Below are 19661 nucleotides of genomic sequence, written 5' to 3'. Positions count from 1 at the left end.
CCAAAAGATGGCAGAAAATCCGGATACTCTGTTCAATGAGCACTCCAAAATACAAATTCCAAATTAAGGTCCCAGGAACTTCCGCCAATTTAGGTCCTGGTTTCGATCTATTGGGATTGGCATTCCAGATTTATAATGAGTTCAGCTTCGAATTCGGAAAAACTTCAAAGTTCGAGAGAAAGATCAAAGGATCTTCTGCTCCTGTGTTTACAGATGATGAAGATCTAGTTTTACAATCTTATAAAACATATTTTTCAGTATTTGTATCTCCACAAATCAAATCATCCTCTCAGCCCATTCCTTATTCTGTGACTATGGAGCTTGGACTTCCCTTGAAAGGCGGCTTGGGTTCTAGTGCGAGTGCGGTTGTTGCCGGTTTTTCTGCCGCAAGGTTCGCTCAAGAGAAATATTTCCCTGATACCAAACTTCCCAGTGAGTCAGAGTTCTTATACCAATTAGCTTTATTAGAAGGTCATCCTGATAATACAACTCCCGCTTATCTAGGCGGATTCGTTTTCTCTTATTTTGCAGAAGAGAAACTTTATTATTTTAAGAAAAAATTTCCTAAGAATGTTCATTGTTTCTTTCTCATTCCTGAACTGGAGACCTCAACCAATCATTCAAGGAAATGCCTTCCAGATACTTATCCGGTTTCTGATATTATTTTTAATTTGAGTAGAATGTCTACTTGGTGGGAATTTTTAGAATCAGGAGAGCCTGGACTTTTAAAAAGAGCATTGGAAGATAAAATCCATACTCCGTATAGAATGAATTCCGAATATCCACTTTTACCTCTCGTGCAAGAGATAGAAAAGTCCGCTATCGGTGTTTCTCTTTCCGGAAGTGGTCCTGCTGTTCTTATTTATACGAGAAGAAAGGACTCCAAAAGATTGGAGAAAAAATTCTCGGAACTGACAAAACAATTTTCTGAAAAATCAGGGCTAAGGTGCAGACTTGTTCGACTTTCTCCTGATACAAGCGGAGCGAAAATTTCTTTTAAGAAAATTTCTTAATCTTCTTCCGAAGATCTTTCTTTACCGAATGAATAGAGTCCTTTTTTATCTCTGGATCTAGTAGCAAGTCCAGGATGTATTTTCTGGACTGAGAATACGAATCTCATTCTTTCTTTTCCAAGCTTATTTACAAAAAAGTTAGATGTAATCCCAATCTCGAAATATTGGGTCATACGATCCTTGATGATCTTATCGGATATCCTAAAAGAAGCGATTTGTCCTATAATCTCATGGCTCTCCAATTTTTCCTGGGATTCCATCTTTGCAAAATGCTGCATGCGAGGTGGTTTCATTATGGCAGGGCCAGAACGATTGATAAGAATATCGTAATCTTCAGTATCTTTTCCCTTTTTTATAACGAATACTAGATGATCGTCTTGTATGGACTTACACAGAGTAGGGATATTACCATAGATTTGCCCGACTGAAAATTTATAAAAACGAGTACTTTCTGGAACTACGATCTCGTAGCTATCTCCCTCTTCAGGAGGGTCCATTTGGCCTGGACGTGTTTTGGCTGCGTATGGGCGTAGTATTTCCCAATAAAAAAAGAATCCCATCCCCGATACTGCAATGAGCGCAAGGACGCCTAAGGCTAAATCTAGCTTGGGTGAAAATACAAGACCTAATTCAAAAGACAAGTGTTAGCCTTTTAAATCAATCTTACCGCGACCGGTTTTCGGTTCTGAAAGAGAGCTAAATCTGGAACTTACAATCATAGATAAAAGATCTTTCATTTGTTCCGGACTGATCACTTGGCTCAATCTTTCTTCTGCACTTACTGGAGTCGGTTTCATAACCAATTCATCTGCTTTGGGTTCGTTTTTCAGTTTGATTCCTTTCCAATCGGCGGTATGGATTTCCAATACATCACCACTTGGCTCTTGTTCGGGTTTAATTTCTTTCTGCACCGGAGACCAAGTCGCCGGATACTGTCCCGAATGTATCCCATTTACGTTCATAAACCTAAACCTCCGTTTTCAGGTCTCTATTAATTCCTATCGGAAATCCGGTTGCTTGCTTAATTTTTTTTCGAAATAATTCCTTTATAAGCCTGAATTTGAACGGTTTTTTTCACATGGATATGGGCGGATTTCTGCCTTTTTCGCCCCCCGAATTATTCGTTTGCCTCCCATACTCAGCTTTCTAAATTGGCTGGTAGGGGAGCTTTTCTCCCTTTGGTAAGGATATTATGTCTGAAGAAACTTCTTCCACTCTCTTAGATCGAGTTTTCGGTCCAAAATTCAAGGAGGCGCTTCCTTGGATCTTTTTAGGTTATTTTTTAATATCTATCGCGCTTATCGTAAAACTTTCCCTCCCAGAACATTATATGAGAGTTGGAACTTTTGGATTCTACACCATCTCTGATATAAAAAAGGATAACCCAGGAGCTTATCGTAAATATCTGCAGGAAAATAACCAGCAGATGTACAGAATGTTCTCTCAACTTGCTTCCCAAGAAATTCTCAAAAAAGAAGCAGCTGCTAAAGGAGTTCCTGTAGAAGAGCTGACTAAGTTTGGAAGGGGATACGAACCAGTCCAAGACGAAGTGATTGCAGCTTATAATCAATTTAAAAACGAGCCTGGTTTAAAGGGAAAATCTTTCGCTTCTGTTCATGGTGAGATTGTAAAATATTTAAAAGCAGTACAAGCTGATAGAGAAAGACAATCATTCTTTGGAAGAATGAGAGAAGAATATAATACAGAGATTATCGGACCTGAACTTCCTCCTCCGACTAGAGTTGTGATTGATGCCAGCGAGAATCCTACTCTTGGGCCTGCTGATGCGAAAGTTACTATCGTAGAATTTTCAGATTTCGAATGCCCTTATTGCGCAATGAGCCAAACCACAACTAAGGCTCTAAGGGAACAATATAAAGATAAAATTAAATGGGTCTTTAGAGACTTTCCTATGGATTTCCATCGAAATGCAATGTTCGCTCACGTAGCTGCAAACTGTGCGATCCCTCAAGGAAAATACTGGCAGTACAATAGCCTTCTTTTTGAGAACGGAAGAAAATTAGAAAAAGGGAATGTGATCAGACTTGCTCAACAAGCAGGTTTAGATATGGGAGCATTCAATCGTTGTATTGCTGACGAAGATAAGATCAAAAGCGAGATCGAAGCGGATATGCAGGCAGGACAAGGTTATGGTGTTAACGGAACTCCTGCGTTCTTCATTAACGGTATTTTAGTGGAAGGCAATATGCCGATCCAAAATTTCACAAAGATCATCGACGAAGAGCTGAAAAATAACTAAGCTCTAAGTATATAAAAAGTTAGGAGTTTCAAATGGCAAAAACAGTTAAGGTAGCAGTTACGGGTGCCGCTGGGCAGATCGGATATTCGTTATTATTTAGGATTGCATCCGGTCAAATGTTCGGAGCGGACACTCCTGTAGAGATCCAAATGTTGGAACTTGAGGCGGCTCTGCCTGCGGCTAAAGGTGTGATCATGGAATTGGAAGACTGCGCCTTTCCTCTTTTGCAAAAAGTAAGTGTTTCCGCTGATCTGGATGTAGCTTTTAAAGATATCAATTGGGCGCTTTTAGTAGGTTCCGTTCCAAGAAAAGCAGGAATGGAAAGAAGTGACCTTCTTAAAATTAACGGTGGGATTTTCGTAAACCAAGGAAAAGCAATCGAAAAGAACGCTTCTTCCGATGTTAGAGTTCTTGTTGTAGGGAACCCTTGTAATACGAACTGTTTGATTGCTATGAATAATGCTAAAGGAGTTCCTACTGATCGTTGGTTTGCAATGACCAAATTAGATGAGAATCGTGCGAAATCCCAACTTGCTATCAAGTCTGGAAATTTAGTAAAAGACGTAACCAATGTTGCGATCTGGGGAAACCACTCTTCTACTCAATACCCAGACTTTTATAATGCTAAGATCGGTGGAAAAGTTGCGACTGACGTGATTAAAGATCATGACTGGTTAAAAGGCGATTTCATTAAGAATGTTCAACAACGTGGAGCTGAGATCATCAAAGCAAGGGGAGCTTCTTCTGCAGCATCTGCTGCTAATGGAGTTGTAGACACTGTTCGTCAAATCATCACTCCTACTCCAGCTGGAGATTGGTTCAGCGTAGCTGTGACTTCTGACGGATCATACGGTGCGGATAAAGGACTTATCTTCGGATACCCTGTTAAATCTGACGGAACTAAAGTTGAGATCGTTAAAGGATTAGAATTGAACGACTTTGCAAAAGAGAAATTCAATATCACTCACGACGAACTTAAATCTGAAAGAGACGAAGTAAAAGGGATGTTATAATCCCTACGGAAAACCTGTGCAGGAAACGCAATCCTCGAAACTTCCTTTCTTTTCGGAGCTTCCTGCCTTTTTTTCCAGGTTAGAATCTCAGAATAGGATCCGGACTCTGGATCCTCCTTCTGGCCTGGACCTCTGCTCCAATGATTATTTGGGGCTTTCTACTCATCCTGAAATTATCCAAGCTCTTAAAGAAGGTATCGATTTTTTCGGTGCAGGTTCTACTGCGAGCCGTTTAGTTCGAGGACATAGAACAGTATTCGAGGAATTAGAAAATGATTTTTCGAACTGGGTCCGTTCTGAAGATTCTCTCTTCTTTGCGAATGGATACTCAGCAAATTTAGGAACAATTTCCTGTGTCGCAGATCCTTCTTATGTAATCTTTTGCGACCGTAAAAATCATGCTTCTTTAATGGATGGGGTTCGACTCTCCGGAGCTAAAAAAGTATATTATAAACATTCCGATCTAAACGATTTGGAAAGTTTATTAAAGAAATATTCCGGCACAAAACACAAGATGATCGTCACTGAGTCTGTATTCAGCATGGACGGTGACAAAACTGATATACGTGCATTGATAGATCTAAAAGAAAAATATGGAGCGTTGCTCTATTTAGATGAGGCTCATGCGATTGGACTTTTTGGGAAAGAAGGAGCTGGAATTTCTTTAGAAGAAAATATCTCTCGGACTTCTGAAATTGATTTTAGGATGTCCACTTTAGGAAAGGCCTTAGGATTAGAAGGTGCAGTTATCTCCACAACTAAGGATGCCAGAAAATTTTTACTTCATTCTGCTCGTACTTTTGTGTTCTCAACTGGCCCACTTCCGGCTATTGCTCATGCGGGCAGGGTAGCAATTCGTCTAGCAAGGCGCATGGACTATGAAAGAAAAATACTAGAAGAAAATTCTGAATTCTTTCGTGAATCCTTACATCAAATCGGAAGAGAGACAGGCAATTCAAACACTCAAATTATTCCCATACTTTTAGGTTCGGAAGAAGAAGCATTGGATCTTTCTTCTCGTTTGAACCGAAGCGGGTTCCAAGCTAAGGCAATCCGCCCTCCAACTGTTGATATTTCTAGAATTAGAGTGTCTCTCAATTCTAAGATTACTAGAGAAGATCTAGAAAAGTTTGTTCAATTGGTTCGGGAGAATTAAGTTTGTCCATCTTTGTAACCGGAACCGGGACCGATGTCGGTAAAACATTTTTTTGCTCACTTGTAATGGCAAAGTATGCAGAAGAACTTGGGCTAAAATATCTGAAGCCAATACAAACCGGAACAGATTCAGATAGAGTTAAGATCATGAATCTAACCGGCTTAAATGAGTCTTACTTCTTAAAAAATTATTATACATTCGAACTTCCCGCTTCTCCGCATCTTGCTTCCGAAATGGAAAATACAACGGTAGATACTGACGAATTATCAAGACATCTATTCAGTGTTAAGTATGCTAAAATATTGGTAGAAGGTGCCGGAGGTCTATATGTTCCTCTGAACCGTTATTATTTTACCATAGACTTAGTGGAGCAGGCAAAAATCCCATTGGTATTGGTAGCTTCTACTGAACTTGGGACGATCAATCATACTTTATTGTCGCTTGAGACGCTTAGAAAAAGGGAGATCAAGGTTTTAGGAGTCTATTTTATAGGTCCTGAAAATCCACTTCGTTCGGATAATATTAGGACAATCATTGAGGCTGCTGAAATCGGACTTTTAGGAACCTTTCTTCTTCCGGAAAGAAAGTTGTCTAGAAAAGAATTCTTAGATAAGGTTGTAAAGGAATTCGATCCGGATAGGATCCTTCCGGACATACTTTTCCCTTGATTTGGCATCCATATACAATCCAACTAGATTCTGATCCTCCTTTAAAGATTGTTTCAGCAAAGGGAGAATTTCTATATGATGAGAACGGAAAAGAATATATAGACGCGATTTCTTCCTGGTGGGTCAGTATTCACGGCCATAATCATCCAAAACTTGTAGAAGCTGTCAAAAATCAGCTAGACTTCTTGGATCATGTGCTCCTCGCAGGTTTTACACATCCTCCTGCATTGGAACTCGCTCATGAACTTTTAGAATTCACTGATTGGAATTTTCATAAAGTAGTCTATTCGGATAACGGTTCGACTGCACTTGAGATCATGCTGAAGATCGCTCTTCAGTATTTTAGGAACCAAGGTCGAGAAAAGAAAAAGGTATTTATCAACTTCTCCTATTCCTATCATGGGGACACAATCGGTGCAATGAGTGTTGGAGGAGATTCTGTGTTCAATAGAGTCTTCCAAAGTCTTTTGTTCCAGACTAAAAATTTTCCTTCTCCTGCCTGTCATGATTGTCCAGTTTCCAAATCTCCACATTCCTGCGCAGAAGATTGTTTGGATGAATTAGAAGCATACCTGTCAGCTCACTCCGAAGAAGTAGTAGGAGTAGTAATGGAACCATTGATTGCTGGTGCGGGAGGGATGTTATTTCATAAGCCAAGTGTTCTTACAAGGCTTAGAGAAATTACAGAACGTCATGATGTTCTACTTCTTTTGGACGAAGTATTTACTGGTTTTGGAAGAACGGGTGCAAACTTTGCCTACCAAAAGGCGGGTATTCGTCCAGATATGGTGGCTCTTGCAAAAGGACTTACTGCGGGAATTCTTCCTTTAGCTGTAACTCTTGTTCGGGAAGAAATTTATAGAGAGTTTTTATCCTCTGAACCTTTGAAAGCATTCTACCATGGCCATACTATGACTGGATATCCTCCAGGTTGTGCTTCTGCCCTTGCTTCATTAAGAATTTATAAAGAAGAAAATAGACTCGCAGATGTAAAACAATTGGAGTCTTATTTGGAAGAAGGCTGGGCAAAACTAAGAGCAGAATTTCCTGATAAAATCAAGAACACAAGAGTGCTCGGTTCAGTAGGTGTAGGCGAACTTTTTACAGGAAATACCAGTCCAGGTTATGTGAATCCATTCGCAAGAGAATTCCGCAGGATCTGCCAGGAGAGAGGAGTCATCTTAAGGCCACTTGGCAATGTGATATACATCACTCCTCCCTATAATATTTCTAAATCTTCTTTGGATAAAGTATTCCAAGCGATTCGTGAAGGTCTTTCCGCTTACAAAATACAAGACTGATGAACACCTGTTTTTAAGCCTAATTATAGATTGCCAAGGAAAACACCGCCTCGGAAACTATCGGCAGAATGAAAGTTAGTCTAGAAACTCCCCCAGTCACTGAAGAAAAAGTATTTTCAGAGGTGCCAAGTATTATTGATCGGGAGGAAACACATGCCATTCTAAGTGGTCAGATCCCTTTGACAGAGGCTTTGGACAAGGCGTTCAAAGTTCGTGAGAAATACTTCGGTAAAACAGTCCGAATCCATGTTCTAGATAATATTAAGAATGGGCATTGTCCGGAAGATTGTGGTTATTGCGCTCAAAGAAAGAACGCAGGATCAGGAGTCCAGGAATACTCGATGAAATCTCCTGAAGAGATTTTCCAAGATGCTGTCCAAGCCAAGGAGAATGGTGCTTACCGTTTTTGTATGGTTACTGCTGGAACTGGACCTAATTCTTTAGCTACTGAAAAGCTTGCATTCACCATCGAAAAGATCAGTAAAGAATTGGGACTGAAAGTATGTTTGTCCGCTGGTCTATTAGACAGAGAGAAAGCAGAACGTTTAAAAGCTGCCGGTCTAGATAGATACAATCATAATCTGAATACTTCTAAGGCACACTATCCAGAAATCTGTGACACTCATACCTACGAGCAAAGAGTGGAGACAATCACTCATTTGATGAAAGCAGGAGTGGGAATGTGTTCTGGGGTGATTGTTGGAATGGGAGAGTCTCTTTGGGATCTAACAGATGTTATATTCGAGATCAAAAATCTAAAAGTTATCTCTATCCCAGTGAATTTTTTCATCCCAGTCGCAGGACATGCGATTAAAAACCCTCAAAGTCTAACCCCTGAATTTTGCCTCAGAACGCTGATTGCGTTTCGTTTAGTGAATCCTGACTCTGAGGTCCGGATTGCAGCAGGAAGAGAAGGACATCTAAGAGGACTGCAAGGAATGGCTTTATACGCCGCTAATTCCTTATTTGCAAGTGGGTATTTAAACGTCAAAGGTTCGGACGCAGCAGACACGATCAGAATGATTTTGGACTCTGGATTTTATCCTGAATTCTCATCCGGTATGGGAGAAGAAATCGATTGGGAATCCGCTCTTGGTAAAGACCATCCTTATGCTCCTGAAAATTTCCCGGAACTTTACAAATATCGAAAATCCTTGAAATAGTTTTTTTGAATTGAGAACGAAAATCGTATAGCATTTTCCGACCGAGTATAGGAAGATTCCCAGGCTCGGTGGTTTTCCAAGATTAATTTCGGAATAGATTGAAACTCTGGTAGGGGTGAAAATCCTGGATATAACGGAGATTGTCGGATGAAATATAAAATAGAGATCAATAAACTAAAAAACGGCTATATTGAAGCCAAATTGATCGATACAGTTTCCAACAACCCAATCGAATTTCGTATTTGTGACACAGAAGATTATCTGCAGGCTCAGATTGCTGACTGGCATAAACGATTTCATATGAAAGATTCCGAGAACTGAGAGTTTTAAAGGAACTTAGATTAAATGAAAACATTAGGGATTTGTTTTTTTCTTCTATCCCTAATTTCGTGTTCTGTTTTCCAAACAAGAACAATATACGATTATTATAATCCAGATTTCAAATGTGTGGACAAAGTCGGGATCCGAGATTCGGACGATTGGGAAACCTACCAAAAATTATACTCGGAAGCAGTTCTTCTTTATACAAATGAGAACGAAAAATTAAAGAAAGCGAATATAGTTTTTGTAGGAAACAGTCTAATCGCTGCTATTCCTCCTGATCTGATCCAGGCAGATTTTCCGGGTTCTGTGAATCGCGGTATTGCCGGGGACATGACGGAATTACTTTTGGGTCGCCTGGACTCCACAGTCCTGAATCTAAAACCTTCTACTATTATTATAGAGATCGGCGGAAATGATATCCGGGATGGGAAATGCCTGGATTATATTGAAGGGATCCATAAGCTTCTGATCCAAAAGATCAGAACAAGCTTACCGAATACAAAGGTGCTAATCCTTGGAATTCCTCCTGTATTGAGCCGAAACGTAAATTCTGTATCTCCAATCGTAAATGCTTGGCTTTTACGGATCGCAAATGAAAACCAAAACGTTCAATTTTTAGATATTTGGCCAGAGTTCCGACAAAAAGGGATCCCTTTTCTCCGAGAAGAATTAGCGCTCTCTTACGGTGAGAAAAAAGATCCGATCCATATCAACAGAGACGCCTATATTATCTGGCTTCGCAAAATTAAATCCCTACTAAGATAATCTGAGTGATCTTATTTTTCAGTCCTAAAAACGATTCGGATCCCCAAAGATTATCTGAAGCACTTTCAGATCGATTCAAGCACCCAGTCTTTATCGAAAGAAGATCCGAAGTTTCCAAAGACTTCGTATGTGATGTATGGAAAACGGATCTTTCTCTTCCAAGAGAAGAATTAGTTTATCTCAGACAAGAATTACAAAGATTCCGTAAGATTGATCTTATTCAAATTTCTTCTTTTTTAAGCAACGGAGCCTTATTCTGCTTTGATATGGATTCTACTTTAATCCGAGAAGAAGTCATCGACGAACTGGCAAGATATGCAGGTGTCTACGAAGAAGTCGCTCATGTCACCAAGGAAGCTATGGAAGGAAATCTTAACTTTCATGAGGCCCTTCAAAAAAGATGTTCTTATCTGAAAGATCTTCCAGTTTCTGTGTTTGATGAATTATACTTTAAATTACATCCAAATCATGGTGTTCCTGAATTATTCCAAGGATTAAAGGAGAAAAACGCGAAGACCGCAGTATTCAGCGGTGGATTTACAGATATCTTAGAAAGATTTAAGCAAGAGTATTCTATCGACGAAGTTCGTGCGAATTATCTGGATAGAGCAGGGGACAAACTTTTAGGAACAGTCTCCGGAACAGTTGTAGATAAAAATATCAAAAGAGATTCTCTTTTGGAACTTCAGTCACGTTTTCAAATGAGCAACGAGAATATAGTCGCCGTAGGTGATGGCGCAAACGACCAACTCATGTTAGAAGCCTCCGGTATCGGAATCGGATTTCATGCGAAAGAAGGTCTTAAATCCAAAATTTCTAACTGGATAGACTTCGCTTCTATGGACGTTCTTTTATATTTATTTAGTGAATAATGCCCTTTATTCTCTCCGACTTCGCGTCTCTGCGTGAGAAAAACGTGGAAACGTGCCGCAATCTAACCTCTCGAACTCACCCTTTTCTTCCAATCATCCAATAGTTTTAGCGCTTCAATGGGAGTCATAGAATCGATCGGAAGGTCAGTGATTTCCTTTTTGAAGTCTTGCCAGAATTGATTCTCACCATTTGGTGCACTCATGTCTTGGAATAGAGAAGGTTCCCTTGTTTGGATACGTATCTCCTTCTTCCTGGATTCCATGTCTGTGAGAATTTCAGCAGCTCGTTTTACCACCGAATCGGGAACACCTGCTAATTGTGCCACATAGATACCGAATGATTTTTTAGCCTTACCAGGTTTTACTTTTCTTAAGAATATGACCTTGTCGTCCTTCTCCACTGTTTCCATATGAAGGTTCCAGACTCCCGGAAGCCTGGAAAGTTCTGTAAGCTCATGGTAGTGGGTGGCAAAAACAGTTTTGGGCCGTGGATGCATTTCAGAAAGAGATTCTAAGATTGCCCAAGCAATACTCATCCCGTCGTAGGTAGAAGTTCCTCTTCCTACTTCATCAAAGAGTAATAAAGATTGCGAAGTGCAGTTTTTGAGTATATTTGCAGTCTCTTTCATTTCCACATAGAATGTGGACTCTCCCGCATTCAAATTATCTCCTGCTCCTATACGAGTGAACAGTTTATCCAAGATAGGAAGTTTTGCCATATCCGCTGCAACACTTCCGCCAATCTGGAATAATATTTGATTGATCGCGATTTGCCTCATGAATGTAGACTTACCGGCCATATTTGGACCTGTTAAGATCGCAATTGAATTCTCTTTTCCATCCAATCCCACATCGTTCGGAGTGAATTTTGAACCTACTGGTAGGCTTGCTTCCACTACTGGGTGTCTGGAGGATTTCATTTCTAAATTAGAATCTTCGCTCAGTTCAGGACGGATCCAACCGAATTTCTCCTCTGCTTTTAAGAGAGAAATTTGGAAATCCAGGTCTCCGAATTCTTCAGACACAAGTAGCAATTCAGAAGAATATTCCAAAACGGTTTGGACCATTTTTTCGAATTCTGCCTTCTCCACTTTTTGGATGATCTCATCCGCTTCTAAAATAGTTCTTTCTATCTCTTCTAGTCTTGCAGTTGTAAACCTTTCGTAGGTGACAAGTGTTTGTTTCTTGAGATATTCTTTAGGAGCCTGCTCCGCTTGCGCACGGGAGATTTCAATGAAGTAGCCAACAATCTTATTATACTTGATCTTGAGAGTAGAAAGTCCTGTTTTCTTCTTCTCTTCCGTTTCTAATTCTAAGATCCAATCTGCACCCTTGGAGCCAGCTTCTCTGGCTCGATCCAGATTTTTGTCAAAACCGTCTTTGAGGAATTTACCATTTCCTAATATAACAGGAAGTTCTTCCGTATGGATCCTTCCTTCAATATACAATTTTAGTTCATCCAGTTTATCAGGTTTGGAAATTGGATAGCCAAGAGGAGAAAGTAATCCAATCAAAGAATCTAAGGTTTGGATAGAAGAAAGGATCGTTTTAAAATCTCTAGGATAGGCCTTATTTCCTCTAAATCTACCCAGTATCCTTTCCAAATCTCCCAGATCTTTGAGAGCCTGGGTCAAATGAGCAAGAGGTATTTTTTTAATAATATCCTGCTTTTCCCATCTAGATTTTAGAATGGCTGGATCTGTTTCCGGAAATAAGATCCTCTGCTTTAGAACTCTTTTTCCCTTAGCGGTGCTGCAAAAATTCAAAACAGAAAATAGGGTATGACCCTTGTCTTCTTTTTCGTTTTCGATCAGCTCCAGGTTCAAGATAGTTTCTCTGTCCATCTCCAAATAAGAGCCTGTTTGTAAGATACGAGGCTCCCTTAAGGTAAGAGTTCCATCTCTATAATTTTCTCTAATATAATATTCTAATGTTTTAGTAACCGTTTGGAATGGATCATTTGAATTTTCTGATCCTACTTTAGTCGCGTCTAAAACGGTAAATTCTTTTTCTCCGAAGTTCTGCCAAGTCCTGATCCTTTCTAAGTCTTGGGAGAATACACAAATCTCGCTAGGCTTGAATTTTACAAACTCAGATTCTAATACTTGGGTTCTGGAAATCGGAACTGCAAAATGTAAAACTTCTCCAGTAGAAACATCAGCCATTCCCACAAAGATTAAGGCAGCTTTTGGTACGAGTACACATAGATAATTGTTTTGGAATCCGGAAAGTAAATGTTCTTCGATTACCGTACCGGGAGTGATGATCCTCACAACATCCCTGGTCATCAGTTTTGTGTTTCCATCTTCCGGTCTGGACTGTTCGCAGACTGCTATCTTTTTCCCCGCAGAAAGAAGCCTGGAAATATATCCGTCCTTGCTATGAAATGGGATCCCACACATTGGGACCGAGTTTTGCCTTTTAGTAAGTGCAATGTCCAAAATTGCAGAAGCAATTTTTGCATCTTCTAAAAACATCTCATAAAAATCTCCCATTCTAAAAAATAGGATCGAATCAGGGAACTTGGCCTTGATCTCCAGATACTGCCTCATCATAGGAGTATCGAGAGCTTCTTTTAGATCCGGAGTATTAGTTTCCGTTGTAAGAGAATCGTTTTGCATTTCTGATAAAATTCCGAATAAGTTCTTGGTCTTTATTTCCTGGAGAGGATTCTACTCCGCTAGCCACATCGACTCCATACGCTTTGGTTTGGGAAAGCGCTTTAGCGACATTTCCCGGAGTAAGACCTCCTGCGAGTAGATAAGGTCTGCGAACTTCGGAGACCTGTTCCCAAGGAAAACTTTCTCCAGTGCCGCCGCCCGCATCCGATTTATAACTATCTAATATCAATAAATCTGAATTTAGGAAATGTAATGAATCATCGTTTACGTTTCCGCGGACCCTATAAGAAAGAATTCTGGAATTCCTGGTTTGATAGAGTGGAGAAGTTTCCCCGGGAGCCAAAGAGTCATCGCTAACGTATTGGACATAGTCGTGTTGCAAATTTTTTAAAAGAGCTTCTATATATTGAGTTGAAGATTTATAAAAAAGGAATACGATTTTTGGGCGTAAAAACTCAGGAACAGAAGTGTATAAATAGGTGATTAGAATTTCCGCTTCTTTCGGAGAAACAAGTCTTGGACTGGAGGAAACAAAATTGATCCCGATCAGATCGGCCCCCTCTTCCACACAGACTTTCAGATCGTCTACTTTTCGTATTCCGCAGATTTTTACTTTAGGGGTTTGGGGCATGGGATTTTTTTTCCAGGACTGTCTTTCCGCTCCGTTTTACGGCTCGAAATATTTCCTCTCTTTTCTATACAAGACCAGGACTTCCCCAAGTCAAGTATGATCGATCACAGATTTTTTCTAGAAGACAAAAGAAGCCTTAGGCTTTTGATCCTGGGAAATAAAGAAGCCTCAGGAGATCCGAACGATCCTAATTTTATCCGGGAAAGGGTTCTGCAAGCCTCAGGAGTTGCGGGCGCTGAAGTATTTTTCATGAACCAGGAGCATGGAACTAACATCCTGGAAGCAAACGGTTCTCCCGCCGCAGATATTCCTACGGGAGACGCTTTATTTACTACGGAACCTAAAAAGATCCTAGTCGTAAAAACTGCAGATTGTATGCCTATCTTCTTTTGGACAGGGAGACCGGCTCTTGTGGGCGTTATCCATTCGGGTTGGAAAGGAACTCTTGCAGGCATTACTGAAAAAACACTGGCCCATGTGCAAAAAAGATACGGAGTAGATCCGGAACTTGTTCATTTTTATCTGGGGCCATATGCGACCGGCAAACATTACGAAGTCGGCGAAGATGTTGCTTCTCTCTTCCGTAAAGAAGTTCCGAATTCTCTCAAGGCTTTAGAAGAACCCGGAAAGTTTCTCTTGGAACAAAAAACTTTCTTACTTCATAGGATAAAGAGTCTGGGAATACAGCCCTTTCTGGAAACCTCTGGGGTTTGCACCATGTCTCCCAATTCTAAATTTTTTAGTCATAGAAGGGGAGATACTGGTAGGAATCTAAATTGTATCTGGTTGGAATAGATCCTAAACTTTCAAATTTAGGATCAGATCTTAATTGTCTTGCGAACAGTAGCGTTTGCTTTTTCTAGAACCTTTTCTCTTTTAATAGGTTTTACTAGATAGTCCATGATACCGTCTTCAGTTAAAGCTTTGATAACCGCGGGAGTATTTTCGTCGGTGATTACGATCACTCTGGGAAGAACTCCCATATCTTTCATTTCGTAAAAGGCCGCAAAACCGTCTATCACAGGGAGGTGAAGGTCTAATGTAATCAGGTCTACCTTTCGGTTGTCCTTATACATATTTAGGAGTTCTTTGCCCGATTCCGCAAAACCGACCACTTCGTAACCTTCGGATTCCAGGATCTGAGCCAATTGTTTGGCTTGGAATTTAGAATTTTCCGCAATGATTACCTGATAAGGTCTTCCTGATGGAGCTACTCCGCCTTTCATCCAGTCACCGTCCCTGTTAATTCAAGAAATTTCCAGAAAGTTTCATAGTTTCAGTATTTATATACGTAAAAATATGAAACTTCCAGGCATGGAATTCAATTCCAGGCTTTATAAAACCTTCTCAATTTCTATTCCGATTTCTTCCGTTCCCAAAATTTCGGCGCCTTTCTCGGCGATATCTCTGGTACGTTTTCCTGCGGAAATCACTTTACGGACCGCAGTTTCTATCTTTTGCGCTTCTTCTTCCATAGAGAAAGAATAACGTAAGAGTAGGGCAGCACTTAAAATCTGGGCGATCGGGTTTGCGATTCCTTTGCCTGCGATGTCCGGAGCGGATCCGCCGGAAGGTTCGTATAAACCGAAACCGGATTCTGAAAGGGAAGCGGAAGGAAGCATCCCAATGGACCCTGTGATGATAGAGGCCTCGTCTGAAAGAATATCCCCGAACATATTCTCGCAAAGTATAACGTCGAATTGTTTCGGATTTACGATCAATTGCATAGCTGCATTATCCACGTAAAGATGAGATAATTGGACGTCAGAAAATTCTTTTTTGTGCAGATCGATCACCACTTCTTTCCAAAAAACGGAAGTAGTTAATACGTTTGCTTTATCAATGCTCGTGACCTTATTATTTCTTTTTCTCGCTGCTTCGAATGCAACTCTTGCTGCCCTTTCGATCTCTCTACGAGAATATCTCATTGTGTCGTATGCGAATTCTTCCGCTCCACTTCCTTCTCTACCTTTTGGCTGGCCGAAATAGATCCCAGAGGTTAATTCTCTTAGAATCAAAATATCCAGACCTTCTCCGATGATTTCCCCTTTGATTGGAGAGGCATTTCTAAGTTCGGGATAGATAATCGCCGGTCTAAGATTTGCGAATAGATCGAAATGTTTACGTAAAGGAAGAAGTGCTCCTCTTTCAGGTTGTTTTTCCGGAGGAAGAGATTCCCATTTAGGACCTCCAACGGATCCGAATAGGATCGCGTCTGATTCTTCACAAAGTTTTAATGTTTCAGAAGGAAGAGGGCCGCCAGTTTTATCGATAGCCGCTCCTCCTACAAGTGCCTCCGTAAATTGAAAGTCAGTGGCTTTGGGGCCGAGCGCTTTTTTCAGAACAGAGAGCGCCACCTTCATGACCTCGGGGCCGATTCCGTCCCCTGCTAATACGGCTACTTTTTTCATAGAGAATATTGTTTTCCTTTTTATTTCTGTGCGTCTAGGACTGATTCAAGAATATCAAGTCCTTCATTCAAATATTGTGCTGAGATTGTAAGTGGAGGCATGATACGAATGACTGTGTCTCCAGTTGCATTTACGATCAGTCCTTTTTCCAAACAGAGTTCCGCGATCGGTCTTGAGGAAGCAGTTAATTCCACACCGATGTGGAGACCTTTCCCTCTAATCTCTTTGATGAGCTTATTTTTTTGTTTCATCTGATGCAAACGGCTAAATGCAATCTCTGAACAAGAGTTTACGTTTGCAAGAACGTCTCTAGTTTGCATGATCCGGATCGTTTCATAAGCAATCGCTGCGCCCAAATGGTTTCCACCGTAAGTGGTTCCATGAGTTCCTTTTGCTAGAACGTTTTGGTATTTTTCCGCAACGACCAAGGCTCCGATTGGGAATCCTGAACCGAGTCCTTTAGCAAGTGCCATTGCATCCGGGGAAAATCCGTAAGTTTCGAATGCGAACATTGTGCCGGTTCTTCCGAAACCGGTTTGGATCTCATCTAGGATAAGGAGCGCCTCGTTTTCTAAGGTTAACTCTCTCGCAAGATTCATATATCCATGAGAGAGTGGAATGATACCACTTTCCCCTAAGATTGGTTCTGCGATGAATGCTACCACTCTTCCTGCAAATCTTTCGAAAGCTTCCACAAGTTCTTCTTCACTGTTTGGATTAACAAATTCGATTCCATCCAGAAGTTTTCCAAAACCAGTATGAAGTTTTTTCTGTCCTGTTAAACTTATTCCTGAAACAGATCTTCCGTGGAAACTTTTCTGTAAAGAAATGATAATCGGATCATGGATCTGCTTTTGTTCTGCATATGCTCTTGCTAGCTTGAAAGCAGCTTCAATCGCTTCTGTTCCGGAATTGCATAAGAACACTTTTCCAGGAAAAGTGTTCAGGATAAGAAGTTCCGCTAAACGAGACGCCTCTTCCGAATAGAACCAATTGGAAGTATGCATCAGTTTATCAATTTGGTTGCGAATTGCTTCTATAATATCCGGATCACTATGGCCCAGATTTGTAACCGCAACACCTGCTAAAAAGTCGATGTACTGTTTATTGTTTTGATCGAATAATAATTCGTTCACTCCGTAACGGAATGCTACAGGGTAACGATTGAATAAGTCTAGAAGATACTTGTCTGTAAGTTCTTTTGTAGTTTGGAAAACCGATGCAGTTTCGTTCATGATAAACCCGCCAATTGTAAAAATAAGGACTCTGTTTCTTTCAATTCTTCTAGTAAACTGTCAGTGAGTTTTGGGATCTCATTTTTAGTTTTAGGAGAAGTCCTACTCTTGAAAGAAGAATAAATTTTGATCTTAGGTTCAGTCCCAGAGGGACGGATCGTTAGCTTTGCCTGATCTTCTAATTCTAATTGGATGACGTCAGAAGAAGGAAGACCTGAAAACGCAGATTTAGATGCGCTTCCTTTTGCGATCTTATTCTTAAAATCTAAAAATCCAGTGACCTTTCTTTTGCCTATGGATTTTCCAATCAGATCATTCTTGCGTAGCGATTCTAAAGAATCTTGGATTTTCTTTTTACCAGCAAGTCCCTCTAAGGTTAAAGACTTTAGACTTTCTTGGTATAGACCATATTTAAGATAAACATCGTCCATATAGGAAAGAAGATCTTTTTTTTCCGATAGGACTTCCATGAGAAGAAGCGCAGAAGATAAACTGTCTTTATCGCGGACAAAATCCACAGGAAGATAACCGTAGGATTCTTCTCCTCCGAATAGGAAATACTGAGTTTTACTCTTATCCAGTTTCCCCATCACTTCTGCGATAAATTTAAAACCTGTTAGAACATTTTTAAGTGCGATCTTGTTTTTCTTTGCGATCTCAGCTTGTAAATCGGTGGTTACTACTGTTTTTACAAGGACAGGCTTTTTACCTTTTTTAGATTTAGATCCAACCTTTTCCGCTAGATAGGCGGCTAAAATGGAACCGATTTGGTTTCCATTTAGAAGTGCATAACCGCCTTTAGGATTTTTAACGCCAATACCTAGTCTGTCCGCATCTGGATCAGTTGCGATAAAAGCATGAGCTCCGATCTTTTCAGAAAGTTTCTTGCTCATCTCCAGAGCTTCAGGCTCTTCGGGGTTCGGGAATTTGACTGTTGGAAATTCTCCATCCGGATCTTTTTGTTCCGGAACCAGAGTCACATTTTTATAACCGAAGTCTTGTAGTAGCTTCTTCATATATTTCCCACCTGTCCCATGCAGTGGAGAATATACTAATTTAGTTTGTGATCTTTCTTTTGGAGTGACCTTTGAGGATACAATCCCTGATTTTTTGAGAGCTTTCAAATAAGAAGAAAAACAATCTTCTCCTGCTTTTTGTACTAACTTTTTATATTTGGGGTCCTTGGAGGAAAGAAAAGGGATCTCGTTCCAGTCCTGTACCGTGTCTATCAAGGAAATGATCTTTTTATCATCAGGAGGAGCAAGCTGTTCTCCCTTAGAAAGATAAGCCTTGAATCCGTTATACTCAGGTGGATTATGAGATGCTGTTAGAACAACTCCTCCAGTTGCCTTATAATAACGAACTGCGTAAGAGAGTAAAGGTGTAGGAGCTACTTCTGAGAATAAGATAACTTTAATTCCGAAAGATGCAGCTACTCCAGCAGTCACTTCTGCAAATTCTCTGGACCTTCTTCTGGAATCATAAGCGATCACTAAGATTGGTTTTTTTGATTTTTTGACCAGGTATCTGGAAAAACCTAAAGCGGCCTTTCCAACGGTGAACTCATTCATTCTACCGATCCCGTTACCTATTCTTCCTCTCATTCCCCCGGTTCCAAATTCGAGAGGCACTGTATAGGCTTCAATCTCTAAGCCATTTGTTTCTCCCTTTTTGTATCTACTCAGGATATCATTTGCTTCTTTTTGCACCTGGGGGGAAAAGGGGGCCTTGGTCCAAGATTCTATGTGGGATTCTGCGTTCATATATTTCTCTAGTTCACCCTATACTTGGAATAAAAAATCTAGTTCTTCCTGGTTCAAGACGTTTTTTCGCCGATCCTAATAGTATGGAATCTATTGAAATTTCAAGGGAACAACATAGGGAACTGGACTCTCTTAGAGCAGTTTTACGAAACATTTCCTTTCTTCTATTTTTAATTTCCGGAATTTTAACATTCGGGGCCTTTTTGAAGGAAGCTCCCGGAAAGATTGTAATCCAAGCCGTATCAGCCGTCCTATTTTTTATATTGGGAATTTTGGGTTACGGAGCATCTCTTTCCTTTCGTAAGTCTTTGGTCTTAGAGGAGAAGGACCCAGAGCAGATCTTATTTGCTCTCAAGGATCTTAGATTTTTCTTAAGCGGCCTTGGTTGGATATTACTCGGTCTGTTTTTACTCTCCTTTTTCGGAGCTTTTGCATTGCTTCTCTCCTAAGTGAGTAAACTGTGCT

Annotated in this window: 20 protein-coding genes; 12 read left to right on the top strand and 8 right to left on the bottom strand. The window is 40.4% G+C overall.

Going from position 1 to position 19661, the window contains the following annotated elements; genetic code table 11:
* Window positions 1-35 precede the first annotated feature (35 nt).
* The gene (gene thrB, locus B1C82_RS17280) at window positions 36-1013 is read left to right on the top strand and encodes a homoserine kinase (protein WP_086449343.1); all 978 of its coding nucleotides are present in this window, start codon (window positions 36-38) and stop codon (window positions 1011-1013) included.
* Here thrB and B1C82_RS17275 read toward each other — a convergent pair.
* The gene (locus B1C82_RS17275) at window positions 1010-1654 is read right to left on the bottom strand and encodes a hypothetical protein (RefSeq protein WP_086448842.1); all 645 of its coding nucleotides are present in this window, start codon (window positions 1652-1654) and stop codon (window positions 1010-1012) included. The genes thrB and B1C82_RS17275 overlap by 4 nt on opposite strands.
* A 3-nt stretch (window positions 1655-1657) precedes the next feature.
* Window positions 1658-1975, bottom strand: coding sequence for a hypothetical protein (locus tag B1C82_RS17270; RefSeq protein WP_086448841.1), 318 nt, complete (start codon window positions 1973-1975; stop codon window positions 1658-1660).
* Between the two features lie 230 nt (window positions 1976-2205).
* On the opposite strand from B1C82_RS17270, the gene B1C82_RS17265 reads away from it, so the two are divergent.
* The 9 genes from B1C82_RS17265 (at window position 2206) to serB (ending at window position 10535) form a co-directional block, all read left to right on the top strand.
* Entirely contained in the window at window positions 2206-3273 is a 1068-nt protein-coding gene (locus B1C82_RS17265) for a DsbA family protein (protein ID WP_086448840.1), read from the top strand.
* A 32-nt stretch (window positions 3274-3305) separates the two neighbouring features.
* On the top strand, window positions 3306-4286 hold the full coding sequence (locus B1C82_RS17260; RefSeq protein WP_086448839.1) for a malate dehydrogenase: 981 nt from the start codon (window positions 3306-3308) through the stop codon (window positions 4284-4286).
* Window positions 4287-4302: 16 nt separating this feature from the next.
* A complete protein-coding gene (locus B1C82_RS17255; RefSeq protein WP_086448838.1) occupies window positions 4303-5442 on the top strand; it encodes an aminotransferase class I/II-fold pyridoxal phosphate-dependent enzyme in 1140 nt (379 codons plus the stop codon).
* A gap of 2 nt (window positions 5443-5444) precedes the next feature.
* On the top strand, window positions 5445-6110 hold the full coding sequence (bioD, locus tag B1C82_RS17250; RefSeq protein WP_086448837.1) for a dethiobiotin synthase: 666 nt from the start codon (window positions 5445-5447) through the stop codon (window positions 6108-6110).
* Window positions 6107-7411, top strand: a complete 1305-nt coding sequence (gene bioA, locus B1C82_RS17245; protein WP_086448836.1) for an adenosylmethionine--8-amino-7-oxononanoate transaminase — start codon at window positions 6107-6109, stop codon at window positions 7409-7411. The genes bioD and bioA overlap by 4 nt, the downstream gene beginning before the upstream one ends.
* Before the next feature lie 68 nt (window positions 7412-7479).
* Window positions 7480-8574: a biotin synthase BioB gene (gene bioB / locus B1C82_RS17240; protein ID WP_086448835.1), complete on the top strand. Its 1095-nt coding sequence runs from the start codon at window positions 7480-7482 to the stop codon at window positions 8572-8574.
* Window positions 8575-8721: 147 nt separating this feature from the next.
* The gene (locus B1C82_RS20705; protein WP_167373772.1) at window positions 8722-8895 is read left to right on the top strand and encodes a hypothetical protein; all 174 of its coding nucleotides are present in this window, start codon (window positions 8722-8724) and stop codon (window positions 8893-8895) included.
* 24 nt (window positions 8896-8919) lie between these two features.
* On the top strand, window positions 8920-9663 hold the full coding sequence (locus B1C82_RS17235; RefSeq protein WP_086448834.1) for a GDSL-type esterase/lipase family protein: 744 nt from the start codon (window positions 8920-8922) through the stop codon (window positions 9661-9663).
* A 92-nt stretch (window positions 9664-9755) separates the two neighbouring features.
* Entirely contained in the window at window positions 9756-10535 is a 780-nt protein-coding gene (gene serB, locus B1C82_RS17230) for a phosphoserine phosphatase SerB (protein WP_411550334.1), read from the top strand.
* Between the two features lie 62 nt (window positions 10536-10597).
* Here the strand turns inward: serB and mutS are convergent, their stop codons facing one another.
* Window positions 10598-13156 (bottom strand): DNA mismatch repair protein MutS, encoded by a 2559-nt coding sequence (mutS, locus tag B1C82_RS17225; protein WP_086448832.1) that lies wholly within the window; start codon window positions 13154-13156, stop codon window positions 10598-10600.
* Window positions 13125-13787 carry a phosphoribosylanthranilate isomerase gene (locus tag B1C82_RS17220; RefSeq protein ID WP_086448831.1) on the bottom strand — a complete coding sequence of 221 codons (663 nt, stop codon included), beginning with the start codon at window positions 13785-13787 and terminating at the stop codon, window positions 13125-13127. The genes mutS and B1C82_RS17220 overlap by 32 nt, the downstream gene beginning before the upstream one ends.
* 96 nt (window positions 13788-13883) lie before the next feature.
* Between B1C82_RS17220 and B1C82_RS17215 the strand changes: the two genes are divergently transcribed.
* Window positions 13884-14582, top strand: a complete 699-nt coding sequence (locus tag B1C82_RS17215; protein ID WP_086448830.1) for a purine nucleoside phosphorylase YfiH/LACC1 family protein — start codon at window positions 13884-13886, stop codon at window positions 14580-14582.
* Between the two features lie 23 nt (window positions 14583-14605).
* Here B1C82_RS17215 and B1C82_RS17210 read toward each other — a convergent pair whose 3' ends face one another.
* The 4 genes from B1C82_RS17210 to B1C82_RS17195 all read right to left on the bottom strand — a co-directional run bounded on the left by B1C82_RS17210 (window position 14606) and on the right by B1C82_RS17195 (window position 19196).
* On the bottom strand, window positions 14606-15013 hold the full coding sequence (locus B1C82_RS17210) for a response regulator (protein ID WP_086448829.1): 408 nt from the start codon (window positions 15011-15013) through the stop codon (window positions 14606-14608).
* 108 nt (window positions 15014-15121) lie between these two features.
* Window positions 15122-16198 carry a 3-isopropylmalate dehydrogenase gene (gene leuB, locus B1C82_RS17205; protein WP_086448828.1) on the bottom strand — a complete coding sequence of 359 codons (1077 nt, stop codon included), beginning with the start codon at window positions 16196-16198 and terminating at the stop codon, window positions 15122-15124.
* 20 nt (window positions 16199-16218) lie between these two features.
* On the bottom strand, window positions 16219-17433 hold the full coding sequence (locus B1C82_RS17200; protein WP_086448827.1) for an acetylornithine transaminase: 1215 nt from the start codon (window positions 17431-17433) through the stop codon (window positions 16219-16221).
* On the bottom strand, window positions 17430-19196 hold the full coding sequence (locus tag B1C82_RS17195) for a phospho-sugar mutase (RefSeq protein ID WP_086448826.1): 1767 nt from the start codon (window positions 19194-19196) through the stop codon (window positions 17430-17432). The genes B1C82_RS17200 and B1C82_RS17195 overlap by 4 nt, the downstream gene beginning before the upstream one ends.
* 83 nt (window positions 19197-19279) lie before the next feature.
* Here B1C82_RS17195 and B1C82_RS17190 point away from each other — a divergent pair, with 83 nt between their 5' ends.
* Window positions 19280-19645 carry a hypothetical protein gene (locus B1C82_RS17190; protein WP_086448825.1) on the top strand — a complete coding sequence of 122 codons (366 nt, stop codon included), beginning with the start codon at window positions 19280-19282 and terminating at the stop codon, window positions 19643-19645.
* Window positions 19646-19661: the final 16 nt, after the last annotated feature.

It is taken from the genome of Leptospira venezuelensis (assembly GCF_002150035.1).
GTDB lineage: Bacteria > Spirochaetota > Leptospiria > Leptospirales > Leptospiraceae > Leptospira_B > Leptospira_B venezuelensis.
Note: the sequence above shows the minus strand (reverse complement) of the source record. Positions and strands in the feature narration are given on the sequence as shown.

What these genes read in the sequence shown, in the direction of transcription:
- B1C82_RS17265 (WP_086448840.1), top strand. Translation starts at nt 2,206, where the DNA reads ATGTCTGAAGAAACTTCTTCCACTCTCTTAGATCGAGTTTTCGGTCCA.
- B1C82_RS17210 (WP_086448829.1), bottom strand. Translation starts at nt 15,013, where the DNA reads ATGAAAGGCGGAGTAGCTCCATCAGGAAGACCTTATCAGGTAATCATT.
- B1C82_RS17200 (WP_086448827.1), bottom strand. Translation starts at nt 17,433, where the DNA reads ATGAACGAAACTGCATCGGTTTTCCAAACTACAAAAGAACTTACAGAC.
- B1C82_RS20705 (WP_167373772.1), top strand. Translation starts at nt 8,722, where the DNA reads ATGAAATATAAAATAGAGATCAATAAACTAAAAAACGGCTATATTGAA.
- B1C82_RS17195 (WP_086448826.1), bottom strand. Translation starts at nt 19,196, where the DNA reads ATGAACGCAGAATCCCACATAGAATCTTGGACCAAGGCCCCCTTTTCC.
- mutS (WP_086448832.1), bottom strand. Translation starts at nt 13,156, where the DNA reads ATGCAAAACGATTCTCTTACAACGGAAACTAATACTCCGGATCTAAAA.
- bioB (WP_086448835.1), top strand. Translation starts at nt 7,480, where the DNA reads ATGAAAGTTAGTCTAGAAACTCCCCCAGTCACTGAAGAAAAAGTATTT.
- B1C82_RS17215 (WP_086448830.1), top strand. Translation starts at nt 13,884, where the DNA reads ATGATCGATCACAGATTTTTTCTAGAAGACAAAAGAAGCCTTAGGCTT.
- B1C82_RS17190 (WP_086448825.1), top strand. Translation starts at nt 19,280, where the DNA reads ATGGAATCTATTGAAATTTCAAGGGAACAACATAGGGAACTGGACTCT.
- B1C82_RS17220 (WP_086448831.1), bottom strand. Translation starts at nt 13,787, where the DNA reads ATGCCCCAAACCCCTAAAGTAAAAATCTGCGGAATACGAAAAGTAGAC.
- B1C82_RS17260 (WP_086448839.1), top strand. Translation starts at nt 3,306, where the DNA reads ATGGCAAAAACAGTTAAGGTAGCAGTTACGGGTGCCGCTGGGCAGATC.
- B1C82_RS17270 (WP_086448841.1), bottom strand. Translation starts at nt 1,975, where the DNA reads ATGAACGTAAATGGGATACATTCGGGACAGTATCCGGCGACTTGGTCT.
- leuB (WP_086448828.1), bottom strand. Translation starts at nt 16,198, where the DNA reads ATGAAAAAAGTAGCCGTATTAGCAGGGGACGGAATCGGCCCCGAGGTC.
- thrB (WP_086449343.1), top strand. Translation starts at nt 36, where the DNA reads ATGAGCACTCCAAAATACAAATTCCAAATTAAGGTCCCAGGAACTTCC.
- B1C82_RS17235 (WP_086448834.1), top strand. Translation starts at nt 8,920, where the DNA reads ATGAAAACATTAGGGATTTGTTTTTTTCTTCTATCCCTAATTTCGTGT.